19 protein-coding genes and 2 pseudogenes are annotated in these 23,203 nt (G+C 68.6%); 6 read left to right on the top strand and 15 right to left on the bottom strand.

What is annotated here, in order from left to right; all coding sequences use genetic code 11:
- Window positions 1–102: 102 nt before the first annotated feature.
- The 4 genes from ACW175_RS20600 to ACW175_RS20615 all read left to right on the top strand — a co-directional run bounded on the left by ACW175_RS20600 (window position 103) and on the right by ACW175_RS20615 (window position 5,220).
- Complete coding sequence (locus tag ACW175_RS20600; protein ID WP_492101811.1) at window positions 103–3,297, top strand: acetyl-CoA carboxylase family protein; 3,195 nt, start codon at window positions 103–105, stop codon at window positions 3,295–3,297.
- Window positions 3,294–3,884, top strand: a complete 591-nt coding sequence (locus ACW175_RS20605) for a DNA-3-methyladenine glycosylase (protein WP_492101812.1) — start codon at window positions 3,294–3,296, stop codon at window positions 3,882–3,884. Before ACW175_RS20600 ends, ACW175_RS20605 begins: the two co-directional genes overlap by 4 nt.
- Complete coding sequence (gene mug / locus ACW175_RS20610; RefSeq protein WP_492101813.1) at window positions 3,877–4,395, top strand: G/U mismatch-specific DNA glycosylase; 519 nt, start codon at window positions 3,877–3,879, stop codon at window positions 4,393–4,395. The genes ACW175_RS20605 and mug overlap by 8 nt, the downstream gene beginning before the upstream one ends.
- Window positions 4,396–4,479: 84 nt before the next feature.
- Window positions 4,480–5,220 carry a hypothetical protein gene (locus ACW175_RS20615; protein ID WP_492101814.1) on the top strand — a complete coding sequence of 247 codons (741 nt, stop codon included), beginning with the start codon at window positions 4,480–4,482 and terminating at the stop codon, window positions 5,218–5,220.
- Here the strand turns inward: ACW175_RS20615 and ACW175_RS20620 are convergent.
- From ACW175_RS20620 to ACW175_RS20640, 5 genes are all read right to left on the bottom strand, one after another.
- Window positions 5,211–5,582, bottom strand: coding sequence for a VanZ family protein (locus ACW175_RS20620; RefSeq protein ID WP_492101815.1), 372 nt, complete (start codon window positions 5,580–5,582; stop codon window positions 5,211–5,213). The two genes, ACW175_RS20615 and ACW175_RS20620, sit on opposite strands and share 10 nt — an antisense overlap.
- Before the next feature lie 66 nt (window positions 5,583–5,648).
- Window positions 5,649–7,229: a phosphoglycerate dehydrogenase gene (gene serA / locus ACW175_RS20625; RefSeq protein WP_492101816.1), complete on the bottom strand. Its 1,581-nt coding sequence runs from the start codon at window positions 7,227–7,229 to the stop codon at window positions 5,649–5,651.
- A gap of 150 nt (window positions 7,230–7,379) precedes the next feature.
- The gene (locus ACW175_RS20630) at window positions 7,380–8,552 is read right to left on the bottom strand and encodes a phosphoserine transaminase (RefSeq protein ID WP_492101817.1); all 1,173 of its coding nucleotides are present in this window, start codon (window positions 8,550–8,552) and stop codon (window positions 7,380–7,382) included.
- Window positions 8,553–8,688: 136 nt separating this feature from the next.
- Window positions 8,689–9,114: a hypothetical protein gene (locus ACW175_RS20635; protein WP_492101818.1), complete on the bottom strand. Its 426-nt coding sequence runs from the start codon at window positions 9,112–9,114 to the stop codon at window positions 8,689–8,691.
- 60 nt (window positions 9,115–9,174) lie between these two features.
- Window positions 9,175–9,522 carry a hypothetical protein gene (locus ACW175_RS20640; RefSeq protein WP_492101819.1) on the bottom strand — a complete coding sequence of 116 codons (348 nt, stop codon included), beginning with the start codon at window positions 9,520–9,522 and terminating at the stop codon, window positions 9,175–9,177.
- A 166-nt stretch (window positions 9,523–9,688) separates the two neighbouring features.
- Here ACW175_RS20640 and ACW175_RS20645 point away from each other — a divergent pair.
- Window positions 9,689–11,594: pseudogene (locus ACW175_RS20645) on the top strand (ATP-binding protein).
- A 133-nt stretch (window positions 11,595–11,727) separates the two neighbouring features.
- The gene (locus ACW175_RS20650; RefSeq protein WP_492101820.1) at window positions 11,728–12,069 is read left to right on the top strand and encodes a hypothetical protein; all 342 of its coding nucleotides are present in this window, start codon (window positions 11,728–11,730) and stop codon (window positions 12,067–12,069) included.
- Window positions 12,070–12,082: 13 nt separating this feature from the next.
- Here the strand turns inward: ACW175_RS20650 and ACW175_RS20655 are convergent, their stop codons facing one another.
- The 10 genes and pseudogenes from ACW175_RS20655 to ybgF form a co-directional block, all read right to left on the bottom strand.
- Complete coding sequence (locus ACW175_RS20655) at window positions 12,083–12,406, bottom strand: hypothetical protein (protein WP_492101776.1); 324 nt, start codon at window positions 12,404–12,406, stop codon at window positions 12,083–12,085.
- Window positions 12,403–13,509 (bottom strand): IS5 family transposase, encoded by a 1,107-nt coding sequence (locus ACW175_RS20660; protein ID WP_492101777.1) that lies wholly within the window; start codon window positions 13,507–13,509, stop codon window positions 12,403–12,405. Before ACW175_RS20660 ends, ACW175_RS20655 begins: the two co-directional genes overlap by 4 nt.
- 178 nt (window positions 13,510–13,687) lie before the next feature.
- Window positions 13,688–14,509 carry a PhzF family phenazine biosynthesis protein gene (locus tag ACW175_RS20665; RefSeq protein WP_492101821.1) on the bottom strand — a complete coding sequence of 274 codons (822 nt, stop codon included), beginning with the start codon at window positions 14,507–14,509 and terminating at the stop codon, window positions 13,688–13,690.
- 76 nt (window positions 14,510–14,585) lie between these two features.
- Window positions 14,586–15,170, bottom strand: coding sequence for a nucleotidyltransferase family protein (locus tag ACW175_RS20670; RefSeq protein WP_492101822.1), 585 nt, complete (start codon window positions 15,168–15,170; stop codon window positions 14,586–14,588).
- A complete protein-coding gene (thiD, locus tag ACW175_RS20675; protein WP_492101823.1) occupies window positions 15,167–15,970 on the bottom strand; it encodes a bifunctional hydroxymethylpyrimidine kinase/phosphomethylpyrimidine kinase in 804 nt (267 codons plus the stop codon). The genes ACW175_RS20670 and thiD overlap by 4 nt, the downstream gene beginning before the upstream one ends.
- A 67-nt stretch (window positions 15,971–16,037) precedes the next feature.
- Complete coding sequence (folP, locus tag ACW175_RS20680) at window positions 16,038–16,865, bottom strand: dihydropteroate synthase (protein ID WP_492101824.1); 828 nt, start codon at window positions 16,863–16,865, stop codon at window positions 16,038–16,040.
- Between the two features lie 9 nt (window positions 16,866–16,874).
- Window positions 16,875–19,243: pseudogene (locus tag ACW175_RS20685) on the bottom strand (hybrid sensor histidine kinase/response regulator); the annotation flags it as partial.
- Entirely contained in the window at window positions 19,137–21,020 is a 1,884-nt protein-coding gene (gene ftsH, locus ACW175_RS20690) for an ATP-dependent zinc metalloprotease FtsH (RefSeq protein WP_492101825.1), read from the bottom strand. The pseudogene ACW175_RS20685 and the gene ftsH, both read right to left, overlap by 107 nt.
- A gap of 78 nt (window positions 21,021–21,098) precedes the next feature.
- Entirely contained in the window at window positions 21,099–22,316 is a 1,218-nt protein-coding gene (tilS, locus tag ACW175_RS20695; protein ID WP_492101826.1) for a tRNA lysidine(34) synthetase TilS, read from the bottom strand.
- Window positions 22,307–23,179 (bottom strand): tol-pal system protein YbgF, encoded by an 873-nt coding sequence (gene ybgF / locus ACW175_RS20700; protein ID WP_492101827.1) that lies wholly within the window; start codon window positions 23,177–23,179, stop codon window positions 22,307–22,309. The genes tilS and ybgF overlap by 10 nt, the downstream gene beginning before the upstream one ends.
- Between the last annotated feature and the right edge of the window lie 24 nt (window positions 23,180–23,203).

The raw sequence follows: 23,203 nt of genomic DNA on the forward strand, positions 1-23,203 counted from the left end.
TTTTGTTCTGATCTTGTGAAGGGGGAGAGTCAAGCCTTGGAGAGTCGGGCAGGACCGGCCAAAGTGTCTCAAACGGCCGTATGAAGCCTCGCAGGAAACGTCATGACTTTCACCCGCGTCCTGATCGCCAACCGTGGCGAGATCGCCGTCCGCATCGCCCGCGCGGCGGCGGAGGCCGGGCTTACGAGCGTGGCGGTCTACGCGACCGACGACGCGGGCTCGCCCCATGTCGGCGCCGCCGACCAAGCGATAGCCCTGCCCGGTACGGGCGCGCGGGCCTATCTCGACATCGCCGCGATCGTGGCGGCGGCCAAGACGCAAGGCTGCGACGCCCTGCATCCAGGCTATGGCTTCCTGTCGGAGAACCCCGCCCTGGCGCGAGCGTGCGCGCAGGCCGGGATCGTCTTCGTCGGCCCCTCGCCCGCGCACCTGGAGACCTTCGGCGACAAGGCCGCCGCGCGCGCGCTGGCGGCCGAGCGCGGCGTCCCGCTGATCCCCGGAACCGGTGCGATCGACCTGGACGCGGCGCGCGCCTTCCAGGCCGAGCACGGCGCGATCATGCTGAAGGCGCGGGCCGGCGGCGGCGGGCGCGGGATGCGCGCGGTGCTGGATCCCGGCGAGCTGGACGCCGCCTTCGCCGCCTGTGAACGAGAGGCCCTGGCCGCGTTCGGCGACGGCGGGCTCTATGCCGAGAAGCGGATCGAACGGGCGCGGCACATCGAGGTGCAGATCGTCGGCGACGGATCCCGCGTGCTGGCGATCGGCGACCGCGACTGCTCGCTCCAAAGGCGGAACCAGAAGCTGGTCGAGACCGCCCCGGCTGTCCTGCCCGGGACCCTGCGCGCCGACCTCTGGAAGCATGCCGAGACCCTGTGCGCCGGCTATCGCGGTCTGGCGACGGTCGAGTTCCTGATCGACGCCGACAGCCAGGAAGCCTTCTTCCTGGAGGTCAATCCGCGCCTGCAGGTCGAGCACACGGTGACCGAGGAGGTCACGGGGCTGGACCTGGTGCGGCTGCAGTTCGACTTGGCGGCGGGTAAGCCCCTGGACCTGGAGGTTCCGCCCGCCTTCGGCGTCGCCATCCAGGCGCGGATCAATGCCGAGACCCTGACCGCCGAAGGCTTGGTGAAGCCCTCCAGCGGGATGATCGGCGCCTGGAGCCCGCCGGGTGGTCCGGGCGTGCGGGTCGACGCCGGGGTCACGGCGGGGACGGCGGTCGGCGGCGCTTACGACAGCCTGCTGGCCAAGGTGATCGCGCGCGGACGGACCCATGCCGAGGCCTCGGCGCGGCTCGACCGGGCGCTGGCGGAGTTCGCCATCACGGGCGTTTCGACCACCGCGCCGCTGGTGCGGGCGATCCTCAACACAACGGTACCAAAAACCGCGGTGTTCACGACCCGGTTCATCGAGGACCATGCCGCCGAACTGGTCGCCGGCTTGCCGGAGGACAGCGCCGCCCAGACCTTCGAGACCCTGGACGGCGCGGTCACCGTCGCCGCGCCGCTTTCGGCCACGGTCGGTTCGATCGCGGTGGCGGAAGGCGACCTCGTCCGCCCCGGCCAGGCCCTGGCGGTGCTGGAGGCCATGAAGATGGAGCATCTGGTCCACGCCACGACCGGAGGCCGGGTGCTGAAGATCGCCGCCGCGCCTGGCGCGACCGTCGCCGAGGGCCAGCCTCTGGTGTTCCTGGAGCCGGTCGAGATGGACGCGACCGTCGCCGTCGAAACCCTCGCCGAGGACCTGGAAGCCATCCGCCCCGACCTCGCCGAGGTCATCGCCCGCCACCGCTACACTCTGGACAAGGCCCGCCCCGACGCCGTCGCCAAACGCCGCAAGACCGGCCACCGCACGGCGCGCGAGAACATCGACGACCTCGTGGATCCCGGCAGTTTCCTGGAATACGGGGCCCTGGCGATCGCGGCCCAAAAGCGGCGGCGCTCGACCGAGGACCTGATCGTCGCCACCCCCGCCGACGGGCTGATCACCGGCATCGGGACCGTCAACGGCGGCCTCTTCCCGGCGGACAAGGCGCGGACGGCGGCCCTGGCCTACGACTTCACGGTGCTGGCCGGCACGCAGGGCGCGATGAACCACCGCAAGTCCGACCGGCTGATGGCGGTGATCGCCGACCAGAAGCTGCCGGTCGTCTGGTTCGCGGAAGGCGGCGGCGGGCGGCCGGGCGACACCGACACCACGGCCGTGGCGGGGCTGGATGTCCCCACGTTCAGGAGCTTCGCCCAGCTGTCGGGCCTGGTCCCCAAGATCGCCATCGTCGCGGGCCGCTGCTTCGCCGGCAACGCCGCCATCGCCGGCCTGTCGGAGATCATCATCGCCACGCGTGACTCCAATCTGGGCATGGGCGGGCCGGCGATGATCGAGGGCGGCGGGCTGGGGGTGTTCAAGCCCGAACAGATCGGCCCTTCGGCGCACCAGTGGGCCAACGGCGTCATCGACATACTGGCCGACGACGAGGCCCACGCCACCCGGCTGGCCAAGCAGGCCTTGTCCTACTTCCAGGGATCGCTGCCCACCTGGACCGCGCCCGACCAGCGGCGGCTGCGGGGCGCGATCCCCGAGAACCGGCTGCGGGTCTATGACGTCCGCGCCCTGATCGCCGGCCTGGTGGACGAGGGTTCGTTCCTGGAGCTGCGCGGCGGCTTCGCGGCCGGGATGGTCACCGGCCTGATCCGGATCGAGGGCCGGCCGATGGGCCTGATCGCCAATGACCCGCGCCATCTGGGCGGGGCGATCGACTGCGAGGGCGCCGAGAAGGCCGCGCGGTTCCTGCAGCTTTGCGACGCCTTCGCCCTGCCGGTGCTCAGCCTGTGCGACACCCCCGGCTTCATGGTCGGACCGGAGAGCGAGGACGCCGCCGCCGTGCGCCGGGTCAGCCGCCAGTTCATCGCCGGGGCCAAGCTGCGCGGCCCGCTGTTCACCGTGGTCACCCGCAAGGGCTACGGCCTCGGGGCCCAGGCCATGGCCGGCGGCAGCTTCCATTCCCCGGCCTTCATCGCCGCCTGGCCGACGGGGGAGTTCGGCGGCATGGGCCTGGAGGGCGCGGTCAAGCTGGGCTACCGCAAGGAGCTGGAAGCCGAGACCGATCCCGCCAAGCAGAAGGCGCTCTACGAACAGTTGGTGGCGCGGCTCTACGCGGCCGGCAAGGCGACCAGCATGGCCGCCGCCCTGGAGATCGACGCGGTCATCGACCCGGCCGACACCCGGCGCTGGATCATCGGCGGGCTGGACGCGGCGGCGGGGGTGTCCAAGCCCTGGAGCGTGAGGGTGGACAGCTGTTGAGACGTCTGGCCCGCGCCGAGCTGCCGGTCGACACCGAGACCCTCGCCCGCTTCCTGCTCGGCAAGGTGGTCGTGCGCGAGACACCCGACGGCGTCATCAGTGGACGGATCGTCGAGACCGAGGCCTATGTCCTCGGCGACGCGGCCAGCCACGCCGTCCGGGGCATGACCCCGCGCACCCGGTCGATGTTCGGCGAGCGCGGCCATGCCTATGTCTATCTGGCCTATGGCGTTTCCTGGATGTTCAACATCTCCAGCGAGGCCGAGGGGACCGGGGCCGGCGTCCTGATCCGGGCGTTGGAGCCGCTGGAGGGGATCACGCTGATGCAAACCTATCGCGGGACCGAGACGTTGCGCGACCTGGCCCGAGGCCCCGGGCGACTGGCCCAGGCGCTACGGATCGGCCCATGGGCCGACGGGCTGGACCTGTGCGCCGAGGGCCCGCTGTGGCTGGCCCATGACGATCACGAGCCCGCCGACATCGGCCAGGGCGTCCGGATCGGCATCACCAAGGACGCGGACAGGCCGCTAAGCTTCTATCTGCGCGGCAATCGGTTCGTCAGTGGGCCGAGGGCGCTGAATGTCTGAGAAGCCGTTGCCGGACATCGTCGCGCCGGGCCTGTCGGTCGTGTTCTGCGGGCTGAATCCGGGACTGTCGGCGGCCGCCGAGGGCCACCACTTCGTCGGACGAAGTAACCGGTTCTGGCGCGTGCTGCACCTGGCCGGGTTCACGCCGCATCTGATCGCCGCCGAGGACGACGCCAGCCTGCTGACCTATGGTCTGGGGATCACCAGCGTGGTCGAGCGGCCGACCGCCGGCGTCGACGACCTGGCTCGCGCCGAGTTCATCGACGCGGCCTCCGGGTTCGAGGCGTGGGTCCGTCGCTGGACGCCGGCCCATGTCGCCTTCCTGGGCAAGGCGGCCTATGCGGCCATGGTGGGGCGTCGGTCCGTCGATTGGGGCCGGCAGGCCAAACCCTTCGGCGGCGCCGTCGCCTGGGTGCTGCCCAATCCCAGCGGCCGCAACCTCGCCTTCAGCCAGGACGCCCTCGTGACCGCCTATCGCGACCTGCGCCTTTCCATGGAACAGGGAGACTGACAGGGGCCGCGCGACGCTCGCCCCTTGGGACGACGACCTGGCCCAGGTGTGCGAAGCTGAGGGCTTCACGATTCGGCGGGGCTCATGAAGCCGGTCATCATCTTCCAGCCCGGCATGGTCGGCGACCTGTTCTTCATCCAGAAGATCGTCAAGACCTACGCCCAGAACGGCCGCCGCGTGATCCTGCCCGTGCTGCAAAAGCACCGCTGGGTCTACGACACCCTGGTCATGCCGGCCAATGTCGAGACGCCGATCCTCGACACGGAAAACTTCGATTTCCGCGACGAGATGATGTTCCTGCACGACAAGATCGCCCGCGGTCCGATCGAGGGGCCGGACTACACCTATCTGTCGCTGTTCTTCTCCTGGCGGTACGCGCCCGAACAGACCATGGACCTGAAGTACGAGGTCGCCGGCGTGGCGATGGACGACTGGGCCGACCATGTCGAACTGCGGCGCGACCGGGAGAAGGAAGAGCGCCTCTTCCGCGAACTGGGCCTGGATGACGGCGTTCCGTACTGCCTGATCAACGAGACCTGCAGCAGCCGCACCATCCCCTTCCCGCATCGCGCACCGGAGAAGGAGGTGCGCCTGCGGTTCGTCGAGGGCTACAGTCTGGTCGACTGGAGCACGGTGATCGAGCGGGCGGCGCGGATCGCCTCGGTCGACACCTCATTGGTGCTGCTGGTCGAGATCCTGAAGATCCGCGGCGTGCCGCTGCACGTGGTGTCGCGCTACGAGCCGCCCAGCTTCCGGGAGCTGATCAACGTGCTGAAACTGGAGTGGCTGTTCTACTTCCAGGCCGAGCATCTAGCTTACGCCTGAGCGTCATCCAGCCACTGGCGCACGACGATCGGACCGAAGAAGAAGCCGATGCCGCAGGTGTCGGCGACCACGTCGAAAAAGTCCGCGTCGCGGCCGATGATCGGCAGGCCCTGAAGGATCTCGATGCCGATCCCGAAGCCCAGCAGCACGATCCCGATCTTCCAGAACCGGCTCTTGGGCAGGGCCAGCGTGGCCAGGAAGGTCAGGCCGTAGAAGACGATGAAGTGCTTGGCCTTGTCCCATGGGATCAGGCCCTTGGTGTCGTCGCCCGGCGCCAGGGCGGCATAGAGCGTGAAGGCCACGGCCGCGACGAAGACCGCGAAGCCCAGCCGGTTGATCTTGCGAGGCGTGATCAGGGACATGGAGGCCTTTTGGCCCAGAGGGCCGGAGGGGGCCAGCTCCCCCGCGGAGCGGGGGAGCATCTTTCATCAGAACGTCAGCGCGCGCGCTTCCTTCACGTGCGGCAGAGCCTGGATCTTGGCCAGCAGGTCGGCGGCCGGCGCCTGGTCGACGCCGACCAGCGCGATGGCGTCCTCGTCGGCCGAGACGCGGCCCAGGTTGAAGGTGGCGATGTTGACGCCCGCCTCGCCCAGCAACATGCCCAGGGCGCCGATGAAGCCCGGCTTATCCAGGTTGTTGATATAGAGCATGGCCGGCGAGAAGGCCGCGTCCAGCTCCATGCCCTTGACCTCGACGACGCGCGGAGCGCCGGCGATCACCGTGCCGGCGAAGCTGCGCTTGCCCTTCTCGGTGGTGATGGTCACGCGCATCAGGCTGTCATAGGTGGGGCTGACTTCCTGGCGGCTCTCCGAGACGGTGATGCCGCGATCCTTGGCGATGGCCGGGGCGGAGACCATGTTGATCTCGGCCAGCATCGGCTTCAGCACGCCGGCCAGGGCCGCCGAGGTCATCGGCTTGACGTTGAGGTTGGAAACCTCGCCCTCGAAGGCGATGTCGATCGCCGTGATGCCGAAGTCGACCATCTGGCCGGCCAGGGCGCCGATCTTCTCGGCCAGGGCCACGAACGGCTTCAGCTTCGGGGCTTCCTCGGCCGTGATCGAGGGGCTGTTGAGGGCGTTGGTGACCGCGCCGGTCAGCAGGTAGTCGCTGACCTGCTCGGCGACCTGCAGGGCCACGTTCTCCTGCGCTTCCGAGGTGCTGGCGCCCAAGTGCGGGGTGGCCACCACGCGGTCCGAACCGAACAGCGGGTTTTCCTTGGCCGGCTCGGTGACGAAGACGTCGAACCCGGCGCCGCCGACATGGCCGCTGTCGAGCAGGGCGCGCAGGGCGACCTCATCGACCAGGCCGCCGCGCGCGCAGTTGACGATCAGCACGCCCTTCTTGGTCTTGGCTAGGTTCTCGGCCGACAGGATGTTGCGGGTCTTGTCGGTCAGCGGGGTGTGCAGGGTGATGACGTCGGCGCGGGCCAGCAGATCGTCCAGTTCGACCTTCTCGACGCCCATCTCGACGGCGCGCTCGGGGCTGAGGAACGGGTCGTACGCCACGACCTTCATCTTCAGGCCCAGCGCCCGGTCGGCGACGATGCCGCCGATGTTGCCGGCCCCGATCAGACCCAGGGTCTTGGCGTACAGCTCCACGCCCATGAAGCGGTTCTTCTCCCACTTGCCGGCCTGGGTCGAGGCGTCGGCGGCGGGCAGCTGGCGGGCCAGGGCGAACATCATGGCGATGGCGTGCTCGGCCGTGGTGATCGAGTTGCCGAAGGGCGTGTTCATCACGACGATGCCCTTGGCCGTGGCGGCCGGGATGTCGACATTGTCGACGCCGATGCCGGCGCGGGCGATGACCTGCAGCTTGTGGGCGGCGGCGATCACGTCCTTGTCGAGCTTGGCGCCCGAGCGGATGGCGATGCCGTCATAGTCGCCGATCACGGCGATCAGCTCGTCCTTGGACAGGCCGACCTTGATGTCGAAGTCGACGCCGCGGTTCTTGAAGATGTCGACGGCGGCGGGGCTGAGCTTGTCAGCGATGAGAACGCGGGGAGCGGTCATGGTTCTGTACCTTGCTCCCCTCCCCCTTGCGGGGAGGGGCTGGGGGAGGGGGTGCGGGCGCGGATGGGTCGGGGAAACACCCCCACCCCTGCCCCTCCCCGCCCATTCCTTTAAGGAAATTGGGGGGAGGGGTTCGGCGCAGTGCGTTGCTTAAGCGGCGGCCAGTTCGGCCGAGACGGTGGCGAAGGCCCAGTCGAGCCAGGGCGTCAGGGCTTCCAGGTCGGAAGCCTCCACCGTGGCGCCGCACCAGATGCGCAGGCCGGCCGGGGCGTCGCGATAGCCGCCGATGTCGAGAGCGGCGCCCTCTTTCTCGAGCAGGCTGGCCAGCTTCTTGGCGAAGTCGGCCTGGGCGTCTTCCGGCAGGGCGGCGATCGTGGGATCGACCACCTTCAGGCACACCGAGGTGTTGGAGCGGATGTCCGGCGTGGCGGCCAGGAAATCGACCCACGGGGTCTTGGCGACCCAGTCGGCCAGCACGGCCAGGTTCTGGTCGGCGCGGGCCTGCATGGCCTGCAGACCGCCGATGGACGAGGCCCATTTCAGGGCGTCCAGAGCGTCTTCGACACACAGCATCGAGGGCGTGTTGATCGTCGCGCCCTCGAAGATGTCGAGGGAAACCTTGCCGCCTTTGGTCATGCGGAACAGCTTCGGCATCGGCCAGGCCGGCGTGTGGCTTTCCAGGCGGGCCACGGCGCGCGGCGACAGGATCAGGATCCCGTGCGCCCCTTCGCCGCCCAGGGCCTTCTGCCAGGAGAAGGTCACGACATCCAGCTTGTCCCAGTCCAGGTCCTGGGCGAAGGCGGCGCTGGTGGCGTCGCAGATGGTGATGCCTTCACGGTCGGCCGAGATGAAGTCGGCGTTCGGGACGCGCACGCCCGAGGTCGTGCCGTTCCAGGTGAAGACCAGATCCTTGGCCGGATCGACCTTGGTGGTGTCGGGCAGCTGGCCGTACGGGGCGCTGAGCACCTCCACGTCGGGCAGCTTCAGTTGCTTGGTGACGTCCGTGACCCAGTCCTTGCCGAAGGACTCGAAGGCCATCAGTTGCACGGGGCGGGCGCCCAGCATCGACCACAGGGCCATCTCGACCGCGCCGGTGTCCGAACCTGCGACGATGCCGATCAGGAAGTCGGCGGGGACTTCCAGAACTTGCCGCGTCTGGTCGATGGCGGCCTTCAGGCGCGCCTTGCCCAGCTTCGAGCGGTGCGAACGGCCCAAGACCGCGTTTCTGAGATTTTCGGGGGTCCAGCCGGGCCTTTTGGCGCACGGACCGGAAGAGAACTCGGGGCGAGCCGGGCGTTGCGCCGGCTTGGCGAGGGTCGTCATAGCGATGTCTCCCATCCTTACAGATGGACTGCATCCCGTTGGGGGGATGTGGCCCGCCGGCGAAGAACCGCGTTTCGCATCGGATTGCAAGGGGAGATTTTTGCGAGGACCGTGACGTTTCGTCCGGCGGCGGCAATTATTTTGCCGCGCGGAGGCGTCTGCGCCACGCCAGGATCGTCCCAGCCAGGATGCAGAGCAGCACGCCGATCGAATCCAGATTGTTGACCATCGCGAAGGTGCGGTCGCGCGGCAGGTCGCCGACCAGGTAGTAGGCGTGCAGGCTGAACTGGATCGCTTGCAACAGCATGGCCACCCCCAGCCAAGCATTCATGTGCTGCAAGGCCAGGAACAGGAAACCCCCGCCCATCGCGCCTTCGCCCAGCAAGAGCAACGTCGGCACGAGGCTTCGCGGAGCCAAGGCGTAGACCGCCATGGCGTAGACCGCGCCTGTCAGGAAAATCGCCACGCCAAGGCGCTCGGCCTGGCTGCCCTTCCAGCAAGCCAGCACCAGGACGATGGCCAGCATCGCCCAACCCATCCAAGCCGCGATCAAGGGACTCATAGCAATAGGGCCTCTAACCGGAATTAGAGGCCCTAGGCATTAAAGTATTGCAATCTTCGCTTAGATGGCTTCGCGCAAGTGGGTCACTTCGTTGTAGCCCGTGGCCGGGGGCAAGTCCGTACCCTTGTCGAAGCCGATCATCTTGGTGCGGATACCGACGCGCAGGCGCGTCTCATCCAGCTGGCTGTGAGCCTCGACGATCGCCGTCCGCGCGATCGCCAGAGCCTGGACGGCCTCCGCGAACTTGGCGCTGGCGCCGTTCCCCACCGTCGCCGACAGGCTCAGGTCCTTACGGGCCTGGATCAGCTCGGCCATCATTTCCGTGACTTCGACCATCGCCGCATCCACCGCAGCTTCGGTCGCATACAGCTTGTTGGCCACACGCTGCGCTACAAAGATCTTTTCCAAACCCGCCTCCTTAACGAAACACTAAGCAGAAAGGTAAATAGATTGTTAACGCAAAAGCAATCACAAAAATGCGCCTTAGCGTTGTTATGTCGCGCTACTAATCCTCCGCCTCACTCGCCTTGGAAGCGAACCGTTAGGAACCTTGCGGCACACTGCCGCAAGAGTAATGAATACCTGGACGTGGGATGACCAACATCCACAACTATAGCGGGTCCACACACGCACCGCTGCAGGCGCGCATCGCCGGCGTGGCCTTGGCCACGACCGTGCTGGCGCTGGTCGCCGCGTGCCTGTGCTTCATGCTGCAGCAGTGGAGCGTCGCCCGGCAGGAAGCCCGCGCCAATCACGAGATCCTGGCCCAGATGGCGGCCGCCGGCGCCGCGGCGCCCCTGGCGGATCACAACATGGTCGGCGTCTATCGCGCCCTGGAAGCGGTGGCCAAGGCCCCCAGCGTCGCGGGCGTACGCATCGTCGACACCCAGGGCCGCGTCGTCGCCCAGCTGGGCGAGTCCAACCCGGCCGACACCGACACCCTGTCGCGGCCGATCAAGCTGTCCTCCCAAAATGTAGGCACGCTGGTCCTCCTGGCCGAGCATCCGGGCCTGGGCCAGACCCTGGCCCGCGACCTGGCCCTGACCGGCGCCCTGTTCTTCGGCGCGGCGGGCCTGGCGATTCTCCTGGCCAACAGCCTGGCGCGCCGTCTGGCCCGACCGATGGAGCGCCTGTCGGAAGCCATGCACGAGACCGCCGTCGGCGGCCGGTTCAAGGCCGTCGAGCAGACCTCGGAGGACGACGTCTTCCAGAGCCTGACAGACAGTTTCAACCACCTGGTCTGCCGGCTGGAAGCCAACGACCACGACCTGCGCGGCGCCATGGCCGAGCTGGTCAAGGCGCGCGACGACGCCAACGCCGCCAACGTCCTGAAGTCCCACTTCCTGGCCAATATGAGCCACGAGATCCGCACGCCCCTGAACGGCGTGCTGGCCATGGCCGAGCTGATGGCCATGGACAAGATGAGCGACACCCAGCGCGAGCGTCTGAAGGTGATCCGCGAATCGGGCGCGGTGCTGCTGGGGGTGCTGAACGATGTGCTGGACCTCTCCAAGATCGAGGCCGGCCGCCTGGAGATCACCGACCGCCCGTTCGACATCGCCCAACTGGCGCAGTCGATCCGCGAGACCTACGCGCCCCAGGCGCGCGACCGGGGCCTGGCCTTCGAGGTCGCCGTCGCGCCCGAGGCGCAGGGCCTGTGGCGCGGCGATTCCGACCGCCTGCGCCAGATCCTGGGCAACCTGATCGCCAACGCCCTGAAGTTCACCCTGGAAGGCGCCGTCGCGGTGCGCTTCGCCTCGGCCGAGGACGGCTCGGGCCTGCGCATCGACGTGGCCGACACCGGCATCGGCATCTCGTCCGAGATCCTGCCGCGCCTGTTCGACAAGTTCGTCCAGGCCGACAGCTCGACCACGCGCCGCTTCGGCGGCTCGGGCCTGGGCCTGGCCATCTGCCGCGAGCTGGCGGCGCTGATGGACGGCTCGATCAAGGTCCAGAGCCGCGAAGGCCGCGGTTCGACCTTCACCGTCCTGCTCTCCCTTCCCCGCGAGGAAGCGATCGTCGACGTCCACTATATCGACGACGACCATGCGGCCGCGACGCTGGCCGCCCCGGCCGAGACGGCTCGCCTGCGCGTGCTGGCCGCCGACGACAATCCGACCAACCAGAAGGTCGTCGCCGCCGTCCTGGCCCCGCTCAACGCCGAGGTGACCACGGTCGCCGACGGCCGGGCCTGCGTCGAGGCCTGGCGGACCGGAACGTTCGATATCGTGCTGATGGACATCCACATGCCCGTCATGGACGGCGTCGAGGCCGCGCGCGCCATCCGCGCCCTGGAAGGCGAACAAGGCCGCGTCCGCACGCCGATCATCGCCGTCACCGCCAACGCCCTGGCCCATCAGGTCGAGGACTATCTGGCGGCCGGCATGGACGGCCACGTGGCCAAGCCGATCGAGGTCACCAAGCTCTATGGCGCGATTGAAGCGGCCATGACCGCCGCGCGCCTCGCCCAGGCGGCCTAAGTCGATCCCTGGACACAAGATGAACAGAACATAACGAGCGGCTCAGAACCGCTTCAGGCTGGAAGTGTTTCTCTTAACTCAACGTCGCTTCCCCCCGGAGCGACGGGATAAGTTTCAGAGAGGAACCGAACCAATGAAAAAGATCCTGATTTCGATCGCCGCGGTCTCGGCCCTGTCGGCCGCCGCCGTTCCCGCCATCGCCTCGGCCCAGTCGGTCAACGACCGCCAGGCCATGCTCGACCGTCGCATCGACATCGGCGTGCGCAACGGTTCGCTGACCCGCGGCGAGGCCTATCGCCTGCGCGCCGAACTGCGCGACACCGAACGCCTCGAGCGCCAGTATCGTCGCGGCGGCCTCAGCGGCTGGGAACGCGCCGACCTGGATCGCCGCTTCGACCGCATCAGCGCCCAGATCCGCTACGAGCGCCACGACCGCGACTACGGTTACGGCTACGGCCACGGCCCGCGTCGTTAAGGGTTAGCCCCTTCTAGCAGGCTGTTGAAGAAGCCTCCCGTCTGGCGATGAAGTTGGCTTCGTCGCCGCCGTGGAAGCAGATCTGGCCCTTGAGGGAGCCGTCGGGCTGGAGTTGAGCCCATCCGTCGCCCTGGGCCTCATCCATTTCGTCGTTTCCGCGCCAGTCGAACTGCACGGCGTCGTGGTCGCCGGCGGCGGCGAAGGCGCCAGTGACGCAGCCGAAGGCGAACTGGCCATGGGTGGCTTCGAAGAGGATGTAGGCGGGCTCCATCATGTCCCGATAGTCGTCAGTGTAGTCGGGCGTCTGGACGATGCGCCACTGGCCCAGGACGCTCATGCCGGGGCCGCCAGGAGCTTGGGCAGACGGATCAGGTTGTAGGCCGCCAGCGCCAGGGTGAAGGCGGCGTCGACCTTGGCGCGGCCGCGCACCTTGACCTTGGCTAGGCCGGCCGAGCCCTTGATCCAGCCGAACACCTCTTCGATGCGCTTGCGACATCGCTGGCTGATCGCATAGCCGGGGTGGCGCTTGGTGCGGCCGTCAATGGCGGTCGAGCGCGGCTTGCCCAGCTTGGACAGGTGGCCATCGACGGCGATGTGCGGTGTCACCCGGCGCGCCCGAAGTTGGCCAATGAAGTCGCGCACGTCATAGGCCTTGTCGGCGCCCAGGGTGATCCGACGCCGGCCGCTTCTTCGGTCCAGCATCGCCACAGCCGCCTCGCGCTCGGCTGTGCCCGTGGCCAGGGTCACCCCACCATCCGTCACCAGGCCATGGCGGTTCTCCATCAGGGCGTGGCCCATATAGCAGAGCCTCGCCGGCTGGCCGTCGCCCTTCTTATAGAGCCGAGCCTCAGGATCGGTGGTGCTGCGGTGCGTCTGGTTGGAACGCTTCTCCTTGTGGAAGCCGCGCTCGGCGTTGCGACCCGGCCCCTCGGGATCGCTGTCGTCGCCATCGACCCTGCGGAAGCTCTTGGTCGACGCCCAGGCTTCGATCAGCGTGCCGTCCACCGAGAAGTGGTCTGACGACATCAGCCGCTTCACCCGAGGCTGGGCCAGCACCGCGCGCAGGAACTTGCCGGCGATCTCGCCCGCCAACAGCCGGTCGCGGTTCTTGGTGAAACTGGAATGATCCCAGGCCGCATCGTCCACGCCAAGACCTACAAACCAGCGGAACAGCAGGTCAAACTCCATCCGCTCCATCAACTGGCGCTCCGATCGGATGCCGTAGAACGCCTGCAGCAGCATGGCGCGCAACAACCGTTCCGGCGGGATCGACGGACGTCCCAGCCTCGGCGGATAGAGCGCCGCGAAGTCCGCGCTCAAATCCCCAAGCGCCCCGTTCGCGATCTCCAGGATCGGCCGCAAGGGATGATCGCGCCGAACCCGAGCATCCAGATCTACATATGAGAACAGCGACCCCGTCCGCTCGTCCGACCCGCGCATCCACCCCTCCAGAGCTCCCGCCCAAAGAGTGAATCATGTCGAACTCCGCCCCGCTACGGACTTCTTCAACAGCCTGCTAGAGCATTTTTCGCTCCAATTGGATCGGTGAAATGCTCTAGCCTCTTGTTTTGACGCATTTTCTGACGACGAACCGATACCCACTTCGTCGGAAAATGCTCTAGGCCGGCTCCACCCGGAGCCGGCTTTCCACCACCGTGAAGCCGCGGCCGCGCAACAGAACGCGCGCGCCGCGGCTTTCGCATTCCAGGTCCCCGCCGCGACCGGGATAGGCCTGATGAAATTTCAGCGGGCTCTTGCCCAGCTTGTCCTCGTAGAGCGGCGTCAGGATGCAGTGAGCCGAGCCCGTGGTCGGGTCCTCAGGGATTCCAAAGCCCGGCGCGAAGAAGCGGCTGACCACCTGGTAGGGCCGTTCCGGATCGGCCAGCGCGACGACGATGGTCTGGCCCGGTCCACCGGTGGCCTCGCCCTGAATCGTCTTGATCAGGCCAAGGTCGGGCTTCAGGCCGCGCACCGTCGCCTCGCTGTCCATCACCGCGACCAGATAGGCGCCGGCCCAGACCTCGACGGGTCGCGCGCCCAACGCTTCGGCCAGACCCGCCGGGACCTTGGTCCGGCGCGGCGGATCGGCCGGGAAATCCATCTCAAGCCCGTCGCGCGTCCGCTTGACCGTCAAGGCGCCCGAAAGCGTGTCGAAGGTCAGCAACGGAACGTCGACGCCCAGCTCCTCGAACAAGGTATGCGCCGCCGCCAGGGTGGCGTGACCGCACAGCGGGGCCTCCAGGGCCGGCGTGAACCAGCGCAGGCCAAAGCGCGCCGGGTCGTTCGTCTTCAGCAGATAAGCCGTCTCGGCCTGGTTGTTCTCGGCCGCCAGGGCTTGCATCCACACGGCGGAGGGCCAAGCCTCGAAAGGCTCGACCACACAGGCGGGGTTGCCCTTGAACGGGCCGCTGGCGAAGGCGTCGATGGTCCACTGGCGCATGGGAAGCTCCTCGGATGGACTTCGCTGTTATGCGCGGGCGGAACGATGGGCAAAGGCTTTATTGTCCCGGTGACAATCAGCCCTCGACGGTGATCTCCGGCCAGCGCGCCTTGGCCGAGCCCGTCGTGCGCGCCCAGCCGCCCGCGCCCTTGACGCGGAGCGGATTGGGCCGCAGGCGCATGGCGAACAGATCCTCCAGGCCGAATGGCGCCCAGACGCTCAAGCTGTCGTCAGCCTCGAGCCGCACGCCGACGCAGAAGGCGGTGGCGACGAAGCGCTTCAGGGCCGCGGCGCTGTCCTCCAGCGGCGGATAGGGCTCGTCAGCGCCGAACTTCTTCTCGAACCACAGATGCACCCGGGCCTGGTTGCGAACCTCGACCAGCTCGCGCAGCGGCGGCGCGAACGCGGCGGCCACGCGCTGGATCACGACATCCTCGGCCTCGTAGCTGGTGTCGCTGTCGTCGTGATAGGCGACGTCATAGTCCTTGATGCCATAGGCCAGATCACGGCCCGTCAAGGCGTTCCAGACCGGCTGATAGACCGCGCCGGAGAAGATCATCCAGTCGGGAAGATCCAGGTCGCGGACGGTGCGCAGCACCTGCCAGGTCGTGGGCGTGGCGCGGACGATCTCGCGCAGGCGGTCTTCCAGCGTGTCGGTCATGAGCGCAGCGTCCAGCCGTGATCCAGCGGGCCATGACCCGCGCCGAACCCCGGCGCGCGCAGCATGGCCTCGTGGACATAGTTCCAGGCCCGGGCGACGGCCTCGTTCAGCGACAGGCCCTGGGCCAGGCCCGTGGCGCACGCGCTGGCCAGGGTGCAGCCAGTGCCGTGGGTGTGGCGGGTCTCGATCCGCTCGCCCTCGAAGCTAGTCTCGCCGCCGGGGGTCATCAGCACGTCGACGACGCGATCGCCGTCAATGTGGCCGCCCTTCATCAGCACCGCCTTGGCGCCCATAGCCAGGAGAGCCTCGCCGGCACGGCGCAGGTCGTCGGTGGTCTCGACCATCAGGCCGGTCAGGGCGGCGGCTTCGGGCGCATTGGGCGTCAGCAGCGCCGCGCGCGGGATCATCAGGCTTTTGACCGCGCCGATCGCGGCGTCGGCCAGCAGGGATGCGCCGCCCTTGGCGATCATCACCGGGTCCACGACGACGGGAATCTTGCCCGCGTGATCGATGGCGGCGGCCACGGTCTCGACCACGCCGACATCGCCCAGCATACCGGTCTTGATCGCGTCGGCGCCGATATCGTCCAGCACCGCCCGGGCCTGGGCGGCGATCACGTCCAGCGGGATCGGGTGGACGCCGCTGACGCCCAGGGTGTTCTGCACGGTGACGGCGGTGATCGCGGTGGCCGCGTAGCCGCCCAGAGCGGTGATGGTCTTGATATCGGCCTGGATCCCCGCGCCGCCGCCGGAATCCGATCCGGCGATGACGAGGACGCGGCCTAGGGAAGCTTGGGACATGGACGGTGTTTAAGCGGAAATCGGATGACCGGAAACTCCCTTCCCCCTTGAAGGAGAAGGGATCCGCCTAAGCGCCGGCGATGGCCGCCTGGACGTCCAGGGCCTGGACCGTCTCGCGCACGTCGTGGACCCGCACCGCGGCCACGCCCGCTGACGCGCCGGCCAGATGCGCGGCCAGCGAGCCGCCCAGACGATCCGCGGCCTCGCCCGCCGACGGGTCCAGCCCGGCGATGAAGCGCTTGCGACTGGCCCCCAGCAGGATCGGATAGCCCAGGGCTGTGAGCCGCGGCAGGGCCTTCAGCAAAGCCAGGTTGTGGGCCAGGGTCTTGCCGAAGCCGATGCCCGGATCCAGCCAGATCTTCTCCTTGGCCACGCCGGCGGCCATGGCCGTGAAGGCCCGCGCCAACAGGAAGGCCTCGACCTCGGCGACCACGTCATCGTAGCGCGGGTCGTCCTGCATGGTCCCCGGCTGACCCAGCATGTGCATCAGCACGACCTCGCAGCCCAGTTCGGCGGCGACCTCGGGGGCCTCGGGCGCGAAGCGCAGGGCGGCCACGTCGTTCCAGATACTCGCCCCGGCCCTGATCGCCGCGCGGGCGACGCCGGGCTTCATGGTGTCGATCGAGATCGGGATATCGCTGGCCGCGCGGATCGCCTCGATGATCGGGACCACGCGCAGGATCTCGTCGAACTCCGAGACCGGGGCCGCGCCCGGCCGGGTGCTCTCGCCGCCGATGTCGAGGATGTCGGCGCCCTGGGCGATCAGCCGACGCGCGTGTTCAATGCCGTCGGCGGCGCCGAGATACTTGCCGCCGTCGGAGAAGCTGTCAGGCGTGACGTTGACGATCCCCATGACCCTGGGACGGGCCCGAGGGGGGCGCGCGAGAATAGCCATCGCGGGGTTCTACGCCTCGCGCAGCATCCGGTCGACCCGGCCGGCCAGGTCGCTGACCGCGAAGGGCTTGGTCAACACCTCCATGCCGTGCTCGATGTGGCCGTGGTTCAGGACGGCGTTCTCGGCATAGCCGGTGATGAACAGCACCCGCAGGTCCGGCCGCAGGGCCCGAGCCGCGTCGGCGACCTGGCGACCGTTCAGTCCTCCGGGCAGGCCGACATCGGTGATCAGCAGGTCGATCTTGGCGTTGGACTGCAGCATACGCAGGCCCGAGGCCCCGTCCTGGGCTTCCAGGCAGGCGAAGCCCAGCTCGGCCAGGGCGTCGACAACCAGCATCCGCACGGTCGGCTCGTCGTCGACCACCAGCACCGTCTTGCCGGCCGGAACCACCGGCGGGCCGATGACGGGCTCGGGCGTCAGGTCGCCCTGCTCAGCGCCCAGGTGGCGCGGCAGGTAGAGGCAGACCATCGTCCCCTGCCCGACCTCGGAATAGATCCGCACGTGACCGTTCGACTGGCGGGCGAAGCCATAGACCATGGACAGCCCCAGGCCCGTGCCCTGGCCAAGCGGCTTGGTGGTGAAGAACGGGTCGAACACCCGCTCCAGGGTCGCCTTGTCGATGCCCGTGCCGGTGTCGCTGACGCAGACCGAGACGTACTGGCCCGGCTCCAGCCCGTGCTCGCGGGCGGTGCGGCTGTCCAGCCAGCGGTTGCCGGTCTCCAGCGTGATCTTTCCCCCGTCCGGCATGGCGTCACGGGCGTTGATACAAAGGTTCAGCAGGGCGTTCTCGAGCTGGTTGGCGTCGACCAGGGTCGACCACAGGCCCGTGGCGGCGATCATCTCGACCTCGACGCCAGGTCCGACCGTGCGGCGCACCAGTTCGACGAAGTCGGCTAGCAGCCTGTTGATGACCACCGGCTTGGGGGCCAGGGTCTGGCGGCGCGAAAAGGCCAGAAGGCGATGGGTCAGGGACGCCGCCCGCCGGGCCGCGCCTTGGCCGGCCGCCAGATAGCGCTCGACGTCGGACGTCCGGCCCTGGGCCAGCCGCGCCCCGATCATCTCGAACGAGCCCGAAATGCCGGCCAGCAGGTTGTTGAAGTCGTGGGCCAGCCCGCCGGTCAACTGGCCGACCGCTTCCATCTTCTGGGCCTGGCGCAACGCCTCCTCGGTCCGCTCCCGCTCGGCCAGGGCTTCGGTCACGCGGGCTTCCAGCGTCTCGTTCAGCCGACGCAGTTCGGCCTCGGCGCACTTGCGCGCGGTGATGTCCTGGAACAGCACCGCGACCTGCTTCAGCTCGGGCGGCTCGATGCGGAACGACGACAGCGACAGGTGCCGGCCGGTGGCCACCAGCTCCTGTTCGAAGCGGATCGGCTCGCCCGTGCGCAACACCGCGCCGTAGCGCTCGGCCCAGGCGTCGGCCTCGTCGCCGACAATCTCGCGCAGCGTCTGGCCCACGACATTGGGGATGCCGGCGTGCCGTTCATAGGCCGAGTTTGCCATGATGTGGATGTAGTCGCTGAGCGGTCCATGCGGGCCGTCGAAGAACTCGATGACGCAGAACCCCTCGTCCATCGACTCGAACAGCAGGCGATAGCGCTGCTGGTCGGCGTCCTGGGCCTGTTCGCGAAGGACCCGGGCGGTGATGTCGTTGCAGACGCACATCACGCCCTCGACCGTACCGGTGTCGCCGCGTACGGGCGTGAACAGCAGATTGCACCACGCCGGCTCGCCGTTGGGACGGATGAAGCCGACGCTCTCGCGCACCAGGCCGTCGCCGGCCCTGGCGCTGGCCAGCAGCGCCGCGCCCTCGGCGATCGGGAACACCTCGGCGAACCTTTGGCCCAGGGCCGCCGGGCCCGCGGCGCCCAGGAAGTCGCCGCCGGGCGCGTTGTAGAGGATGACCTCCTGATCGCCCCAGACCAGCACCGACGGGATCGGCGCGTTCAGCACCATCGAGGCCGCCTGGCGCAGAACGGGCGGCCAGGCGTCCAGCGGACCGAACGGTGTCGCCGACCAGTCGCGTTCCGCCACCGCGACGGCCATCTCGCCGCCTCCGCTCAGAAAGGCGGGGATCGGCGACGGTTGGGTGGGCGAACCTCGCGGCTCGTCGATCGCGCTCATGGTCTTCCGTAAAGCAACTGGCCCCAGGCCACGCACGCGTGGCGAAGCTCCAACGATCAAGGCGGCGTCGGGTTGCCGACAGATGGCGAAAAATCGGCAAGAAAAAAGCCGGCTCTTTCGAGCCGGCTTTGATCGTCGGGGTTAAGCCGCTCAGGCGGTGACGCTGGCGGCCGCGCCCGGGGACAGCGGCACCAGGGACGGCGCGGTGACCGTTTCCTTGTTGCTCTCGTCCTCGTCGCGCTTGGGGACCTCGCCCTTCATGACGCCGATGATCTCCTCGCCGCTCAGGGTTTCGAACTCCAGCAGGGCCTTGGCGACCACGTGCAGGTTGTCGAGCTCTTCGGTCAGGATCTTGCGGGCGTCGTCCTCGCCGCTCTTGACCAGGCGACGGACTTCCTTGTCGATCTTGATCATCGTCTCGGGCGAGACATTCTGGGTGCGGGCGACCGAGTGGCCCAGGAACACCTCGTCCTGGTTGTCGCCATAGGCCACCGTGCCCAGCTCGTCGGAGAAGCCCCAGCGGGTGACCATGTTGCGGGCCAGGCTGGTGGCGGCGCTGATGTCGCTGGACGCGCCCGAGGTGATCTTCTCCTTGCCGAAGATCAGCTCCTCGGCGACCCGGCCGGCCATCATGATGGCCAGGCGCGAGGTCATCATGTCGTAGCTCATCGAGTAACGGTCGCCCTCCGGCAACTGCATGACCATGCCCAGGGCGCGGCCGCGCGGCACGATCGTCGCCTTATGGACCGGATCGGCGACGGGGACCCGCAGGGCCACCAGGGCGTGGCCGCCCTCGTGATAGGCGGTCAGCTTCTTCTCGGCGTCGCTCATGGCCATCGAGCGGCGCTCGGCGCCCATCATGACCTTGTCCTTGGCCGCTTCGAAGTCGTGCATGGTGACCATGCGACGGTTCTTGCGAGCGGCCAGCAGGGCGCCTTCGTTGACCAGGTTGGCCAGATCGGCGCCCGAGAAGCCCGGGGTGCCGCGCGCCAGGGTCTTGACGTCGACATCGGCGGCCAGGGGCACGTTCTTCATGTGGACGCGGATGATCTTCTCGCGGCCGGCGACGTCCGGGTTCGGAACCACGACCTGACGATCGAAGCGGCCCGGACGCAGCAGCGCGGGGTCCAGCACGTCGGGACGGTTGGTGGCGGCGATCAGGATGATGCCTTCATTGGCCTCGAAGCCGTCCATCTCGACCAGCAACTGGTTGAGGGTCTGCTCGCGCTCGTCGTTGCCGCCGCCAAGGCCGGCGCCGCGGTGGCGACCGACGGCGTCGATTTCGTCGATGAAGATGATGCAGGGGGCGTTCTTCTTGGCCTGCTCGAACATGTCGCGCACGCGGCTGGCGCCGACGCCGACGAACATCTCGACGAAGTCCGAACCGGAAATCGTGAAGAACGGCACGCCGGCTTCACCCGCGACGGCGCGGGCGATCAGGGTCTTGCCGGTGCCGGGAGGGCCGACCAGCAGGGCGCCCTTGGGGATCTTGCCGCCCAGGCGCTGGAACTTGGCCGGGTCCTTCAGGAAGTCGACGACCTCCTGCAGCTCTTCCTTGGCCTCGTCGACGCCGGCGACGTCCTCGAAGGTGATGCGGTTCTTGTTCTCGGTCAGCAGCCGGGCCTTGGACTTGCCAAAGCCCATGGCGCCTTTGGCGCCGCCCTGCATCTGGCGCATGAAGAACAGCCACACGCCCACGACCAGCAGGATCGGCAGCAGCTGGACCACGATGGCCAGGAAGCTGATCGAGCCGCTCTTGAACTTCACGTCGGCGTTCTTGGCCACCATGCGGTTGACCAGCTCGTCGGAGTTCATGGGCGCGTTGACCGTCAGCACCTTGCCGTCGGCGCCCTTGGCCATGACGGTCTGCCCCGCGATCTCGGCGGACTTGATCTTGCCCGCGTCGACATCCTTGAGGAGCTGCGAGTAGCTGATCTCGCCGCCGCCCTTGGTGCGGGCGTTCTGACTGACGACGAAAACGCCCGCCAGCACCGCGACGATCACCAGCCAGATGGCCAGGTTCCGGAAATTCATACGCCTCGTCTTCCCAACGAATAGGTTCTTGACCTCCCAAGATAGGGGGTCACGCGCGCTTGCGCCATGGACGTGACATCAGGTCACGGATTCTTGGTCGATCCGGCCGATCGCGGCCTTGAAACGATCCAGAACGAGCGGACGCGCGCACGCACCTCCTTCGGCTGCAAGGTCCGGGCCGTCAAGCGCGGGCGAATACGGGACCGCGGCGGGACCCACGATCAGCGGCAGGCCGGGACGGGCGGCGGCGGGGACGGCGTAGAGTTGGGCGCGCTGGCGGGGCGAAAGGCTGGCGGCCCTGCCCTTCAACGCGACGACGGTCAGCGGGGCGATCCCGGCGGTGATCTCCCAGCGGCCATCCCAGACGCCGGTCTGGCCCGGCGACAGGTCCAACGGCGAGAGACCGCCCCGCGCGGTCTCACCGGCGTCGCGGCAGATCAAAACATCGTCGGCCGCCTCGACCCGCGCGCCGGACAGCGTGGCGGCGAAGGTTTCGTTGGAGCGCAGACGCTCGACCAATCTCGCCAACCGCTCGCCGCGCGGCGGCCGTTCGGTCCCGGCGGCGCATAGCAGGGCGGCGGCCAGAGGGGCGGCGGCGACATCACGGGGCAAGCGGATCGCGCCGGTGGGGTCGATCTCGAAGACCGGCGGCGAGGGCGATGGGATCCCGGCCGGGGCGACCTGATCGGGGCCTGACGCCCTTGCCCGCGCCCGGGCGTAGCGGAGGTCATCGTTGGCCGGATCGTCCAGCCAGGCCTCGCCCTCGGCGGCCAGGGCCTGGCGAATCGCCTCGCGGGTCAGGCCGAGCAGTGGCCGCAACAGGAAGACCCCTCGCCCCTCCGGCCAGACCGGCGACGGCGCCCACTCGCGGGGGTCGGAAACGGTCGAGCCCTCGGCCCGCATGGCCGCGCCCTCGGCGAGATCGCTGGCGGTGTGGCCCAGCAGCAGCACCTTGGCGCCGGCTTCGCGCGCGGCTTCGGCCAGCAGAGCATGACGCGCGCGGCGGGCGGCGGCGGGGAGACCCGTGGGAGGCTTGTCCCCGGTCCAGGCCAGAGCCTTGCCCTCCGCGCCCAGGGCCCGCGCCTTGGCGACGGCGTCGGCGGTCCAGCGCGCGCTGTCAGCCTGAAGCTGGTGATCGACGGCCAGGGCCAGCACGCGACGGTCGCCCGCCCAGTCCAGGACGGTCCTCAACAGGAAGAGAGAGTCGCCGCCGCCGGAGAAGCCGACGGCCAGCGGTGCGGTGGAGGCGCGATCAAGCCGCCGGTCGAGAGCGGCTCGAACCGTCCCTAGGAGCACTTGGCCGCGACGCGGGTCGAGGCGGCGCGGGAGATGACCTGGGCCGGAGCCTTCGGATAGCGCTTGGTCAGCTCGTCCAGGGTGCGGCAGGCCTCGGTGGTCTTCTTCAGAGCCACCATCGAGCGGGCCAGCTTCAGCGTGGCGTCCGGCGCCCAGCTGGTCTGCGGCCAGCCGCGGATGGCGCCGATATAGGCGCCGGCCGCGTCGGTATAGGCCTCGCGCACGAACAGGGTCTCGCCCTGCCAGTAGCGGGCCTCCGGCGCCTTGGCGCTGTCCGGATAGTTGTTCACATAGGCCGCGAAGGCCTGCTCGGCATTGGCGTAGTCGCCGGCCAGCAGCAGATCCTTGGCCTGCTTGAAGGCCACGGCCGGATCGGCCGGGGGCGCGGGCGGCGGCGGGGCCCCGCCGGCCAGCGCCATGCCTCCGGTTCCTTGGGCGCTGACCTGAGCGGCCGCGGCGGCCTGCATGTCGGCGATCGACTTCTCCAGCGCGGTCAGCCGCTGTTCCAGGAGGTCGGCGCGCGCCTTCTGGTCGGCGGCGGCGCGATTGGCCTTGGTCAGCTCGAAATTGGCGGCCTCGTTCTGGCCGTTCAGCTTGGTCAGGGTCTGTTCCAGGTCGCCGACGCGCTCGTTCAGGGCGGCGATCTGGGCGTCGGTCTCGGCCGGCTGTACGACCACGGGCTTACCGGTGTCGCGGCCCTGGAAAACGATCGACCGCAGCTCGCGGACCACCTTTTCCATGCGCTCGACGCGCTTGACCGAGCGATCGTCCAGCGGATCCTCGGCGGGCAGCGGGGTCTGGGCGACGGCCACGGCGGCGGTCGAGGCGAACAGGACGGCGAGCAGAGCGGATTTCAGCTTCATGACCGTGATCTACCGATAGGACGC

The sequence above is a fragment of the Caulobacter sp. FV1ye6ST genome (genome assembly GCF_058681225.1).

What these genes read in the sequence shown, in the direction of transcription:
- ACW175_RS20600 (WP_492101811.1), top strand. Translation starts at nt 103, where the DNA reads ATGACTTTCACCCGCGTCCTGATCGCCAACCGTGGCGAGATCGCCGTC.
- mug (WP_492101813.1), top strand. Translation starts at nt 3,877, where the DNA reads ATGTCTGAGAAGCCGTTGCCGGACATCGTCGCGCCGGGCCTGTCGGTC.
- ACW175_RS20615 (WP_492101814.1), top strand. Translation starts at nt 4,480, where the DNA reads ATGAAGCCGGTCATCATCTTCCAGCCCGGCATGGTCGGCGACCTGTTC.
- ACW175_RS20620 (WP_492101815.1), bottom strand. Translation starts at nt 5,582, where the DNA reads ATGTCCCTGATCACGCCTCGCAAGATCAACCGGCTGGGCTTCGCGGTC.
- serA (WP_492101816.1), bottom strand. Translation starts at nt 7,229, where the DNA reads ATGACCGCTCCCCGCGTTCTCATCGCTGACAAGCTCAGCCCCGCCGCC.
- ACW175_RS20630 (WP_492101817.1), bottom strand. Translation starts at nt 8,552, where the DNA reads ATGACGACCCTCGCCAAGCCGGCGCAACGCCCGGCTCGCCCCGAGTTC.
- ACW175_RS20635 (WP_492101818.1), bottom strand. Translation starts at nt 9,114, where the DNA reads ATGAGTCCCTTGATCGCGGCTTGGATGGGTTGGGCGATGCTGGCCATC.
- ACW175_RS20650 (WP_492101820.1), top strand. Translation starts at nt 11,728, where the DNA reads ATGAAAAAGATCCTGATTTCGATCGCCGCGGTCTCGGCCCTGTCGGCC.
- ACW175_RS20655 (WP_492101776.1), bottom strand. Translation starts at nt 12,406, where the DNA reads ATGAGCGTCCTGGGCCAGTGGCGCATCGTCCAGACGCCCGACTACACT.
- ACW175_RS20660 (WP_492101777.1), bottom strand. Translation starts at nt 13,509, where the DNA reads ATGCGCGGGTCGGACGAGCGGACGGGGTCGCTGTTCTCATATGTAGAT.
- ACW175_RS20665 (WP_492101821.1), bottom strand. Translation starts at nt 14,509, where the DNA reads ATGCGCCAGTGGACCATCGACGCCTTCGCCAGCGGCCCGTTCAAGGGC.
- ACW175_RS20670 (WP_492101822.1), bottom strand. Translation starts at nt 15,170, where the DNA reads ATGACCGACACGCTGGAAGACCGCCTGCGCGAGATCGTCCGCGCCACG.
- thiD (WP_492101823.1), bottom strand. Translation starts at nt 15,970, where the DNA reads ATGTCCCAAGCTTCCCTAGGCCGCGTCCTCGTCATCGCCGGATCGGAT.
- folP (WP_492101824.1), bottom strand. Translation starts at nt 16,865, where the DNA reads ATGGCTATTCTCGCGCGCCCCCCTCGGGCCCGTCCCAGGGTCATGGGG.
- ftsH (WP_492101825.1), bottom strand. Translation starts at nt 21,020, where the DNA reads ATGAATTTCCGGAACCTGGCCATCTGGCTGGTGATCGTCGCGGTGCTG.
- ybgF (WP_492101827.1), bottom strand. Translation starts at nt 23,179, where the DNA reads ATGAAGCTGAAATCCGCTCTGCTCGCCGTCCTGTTCGCCTCGACCGCC.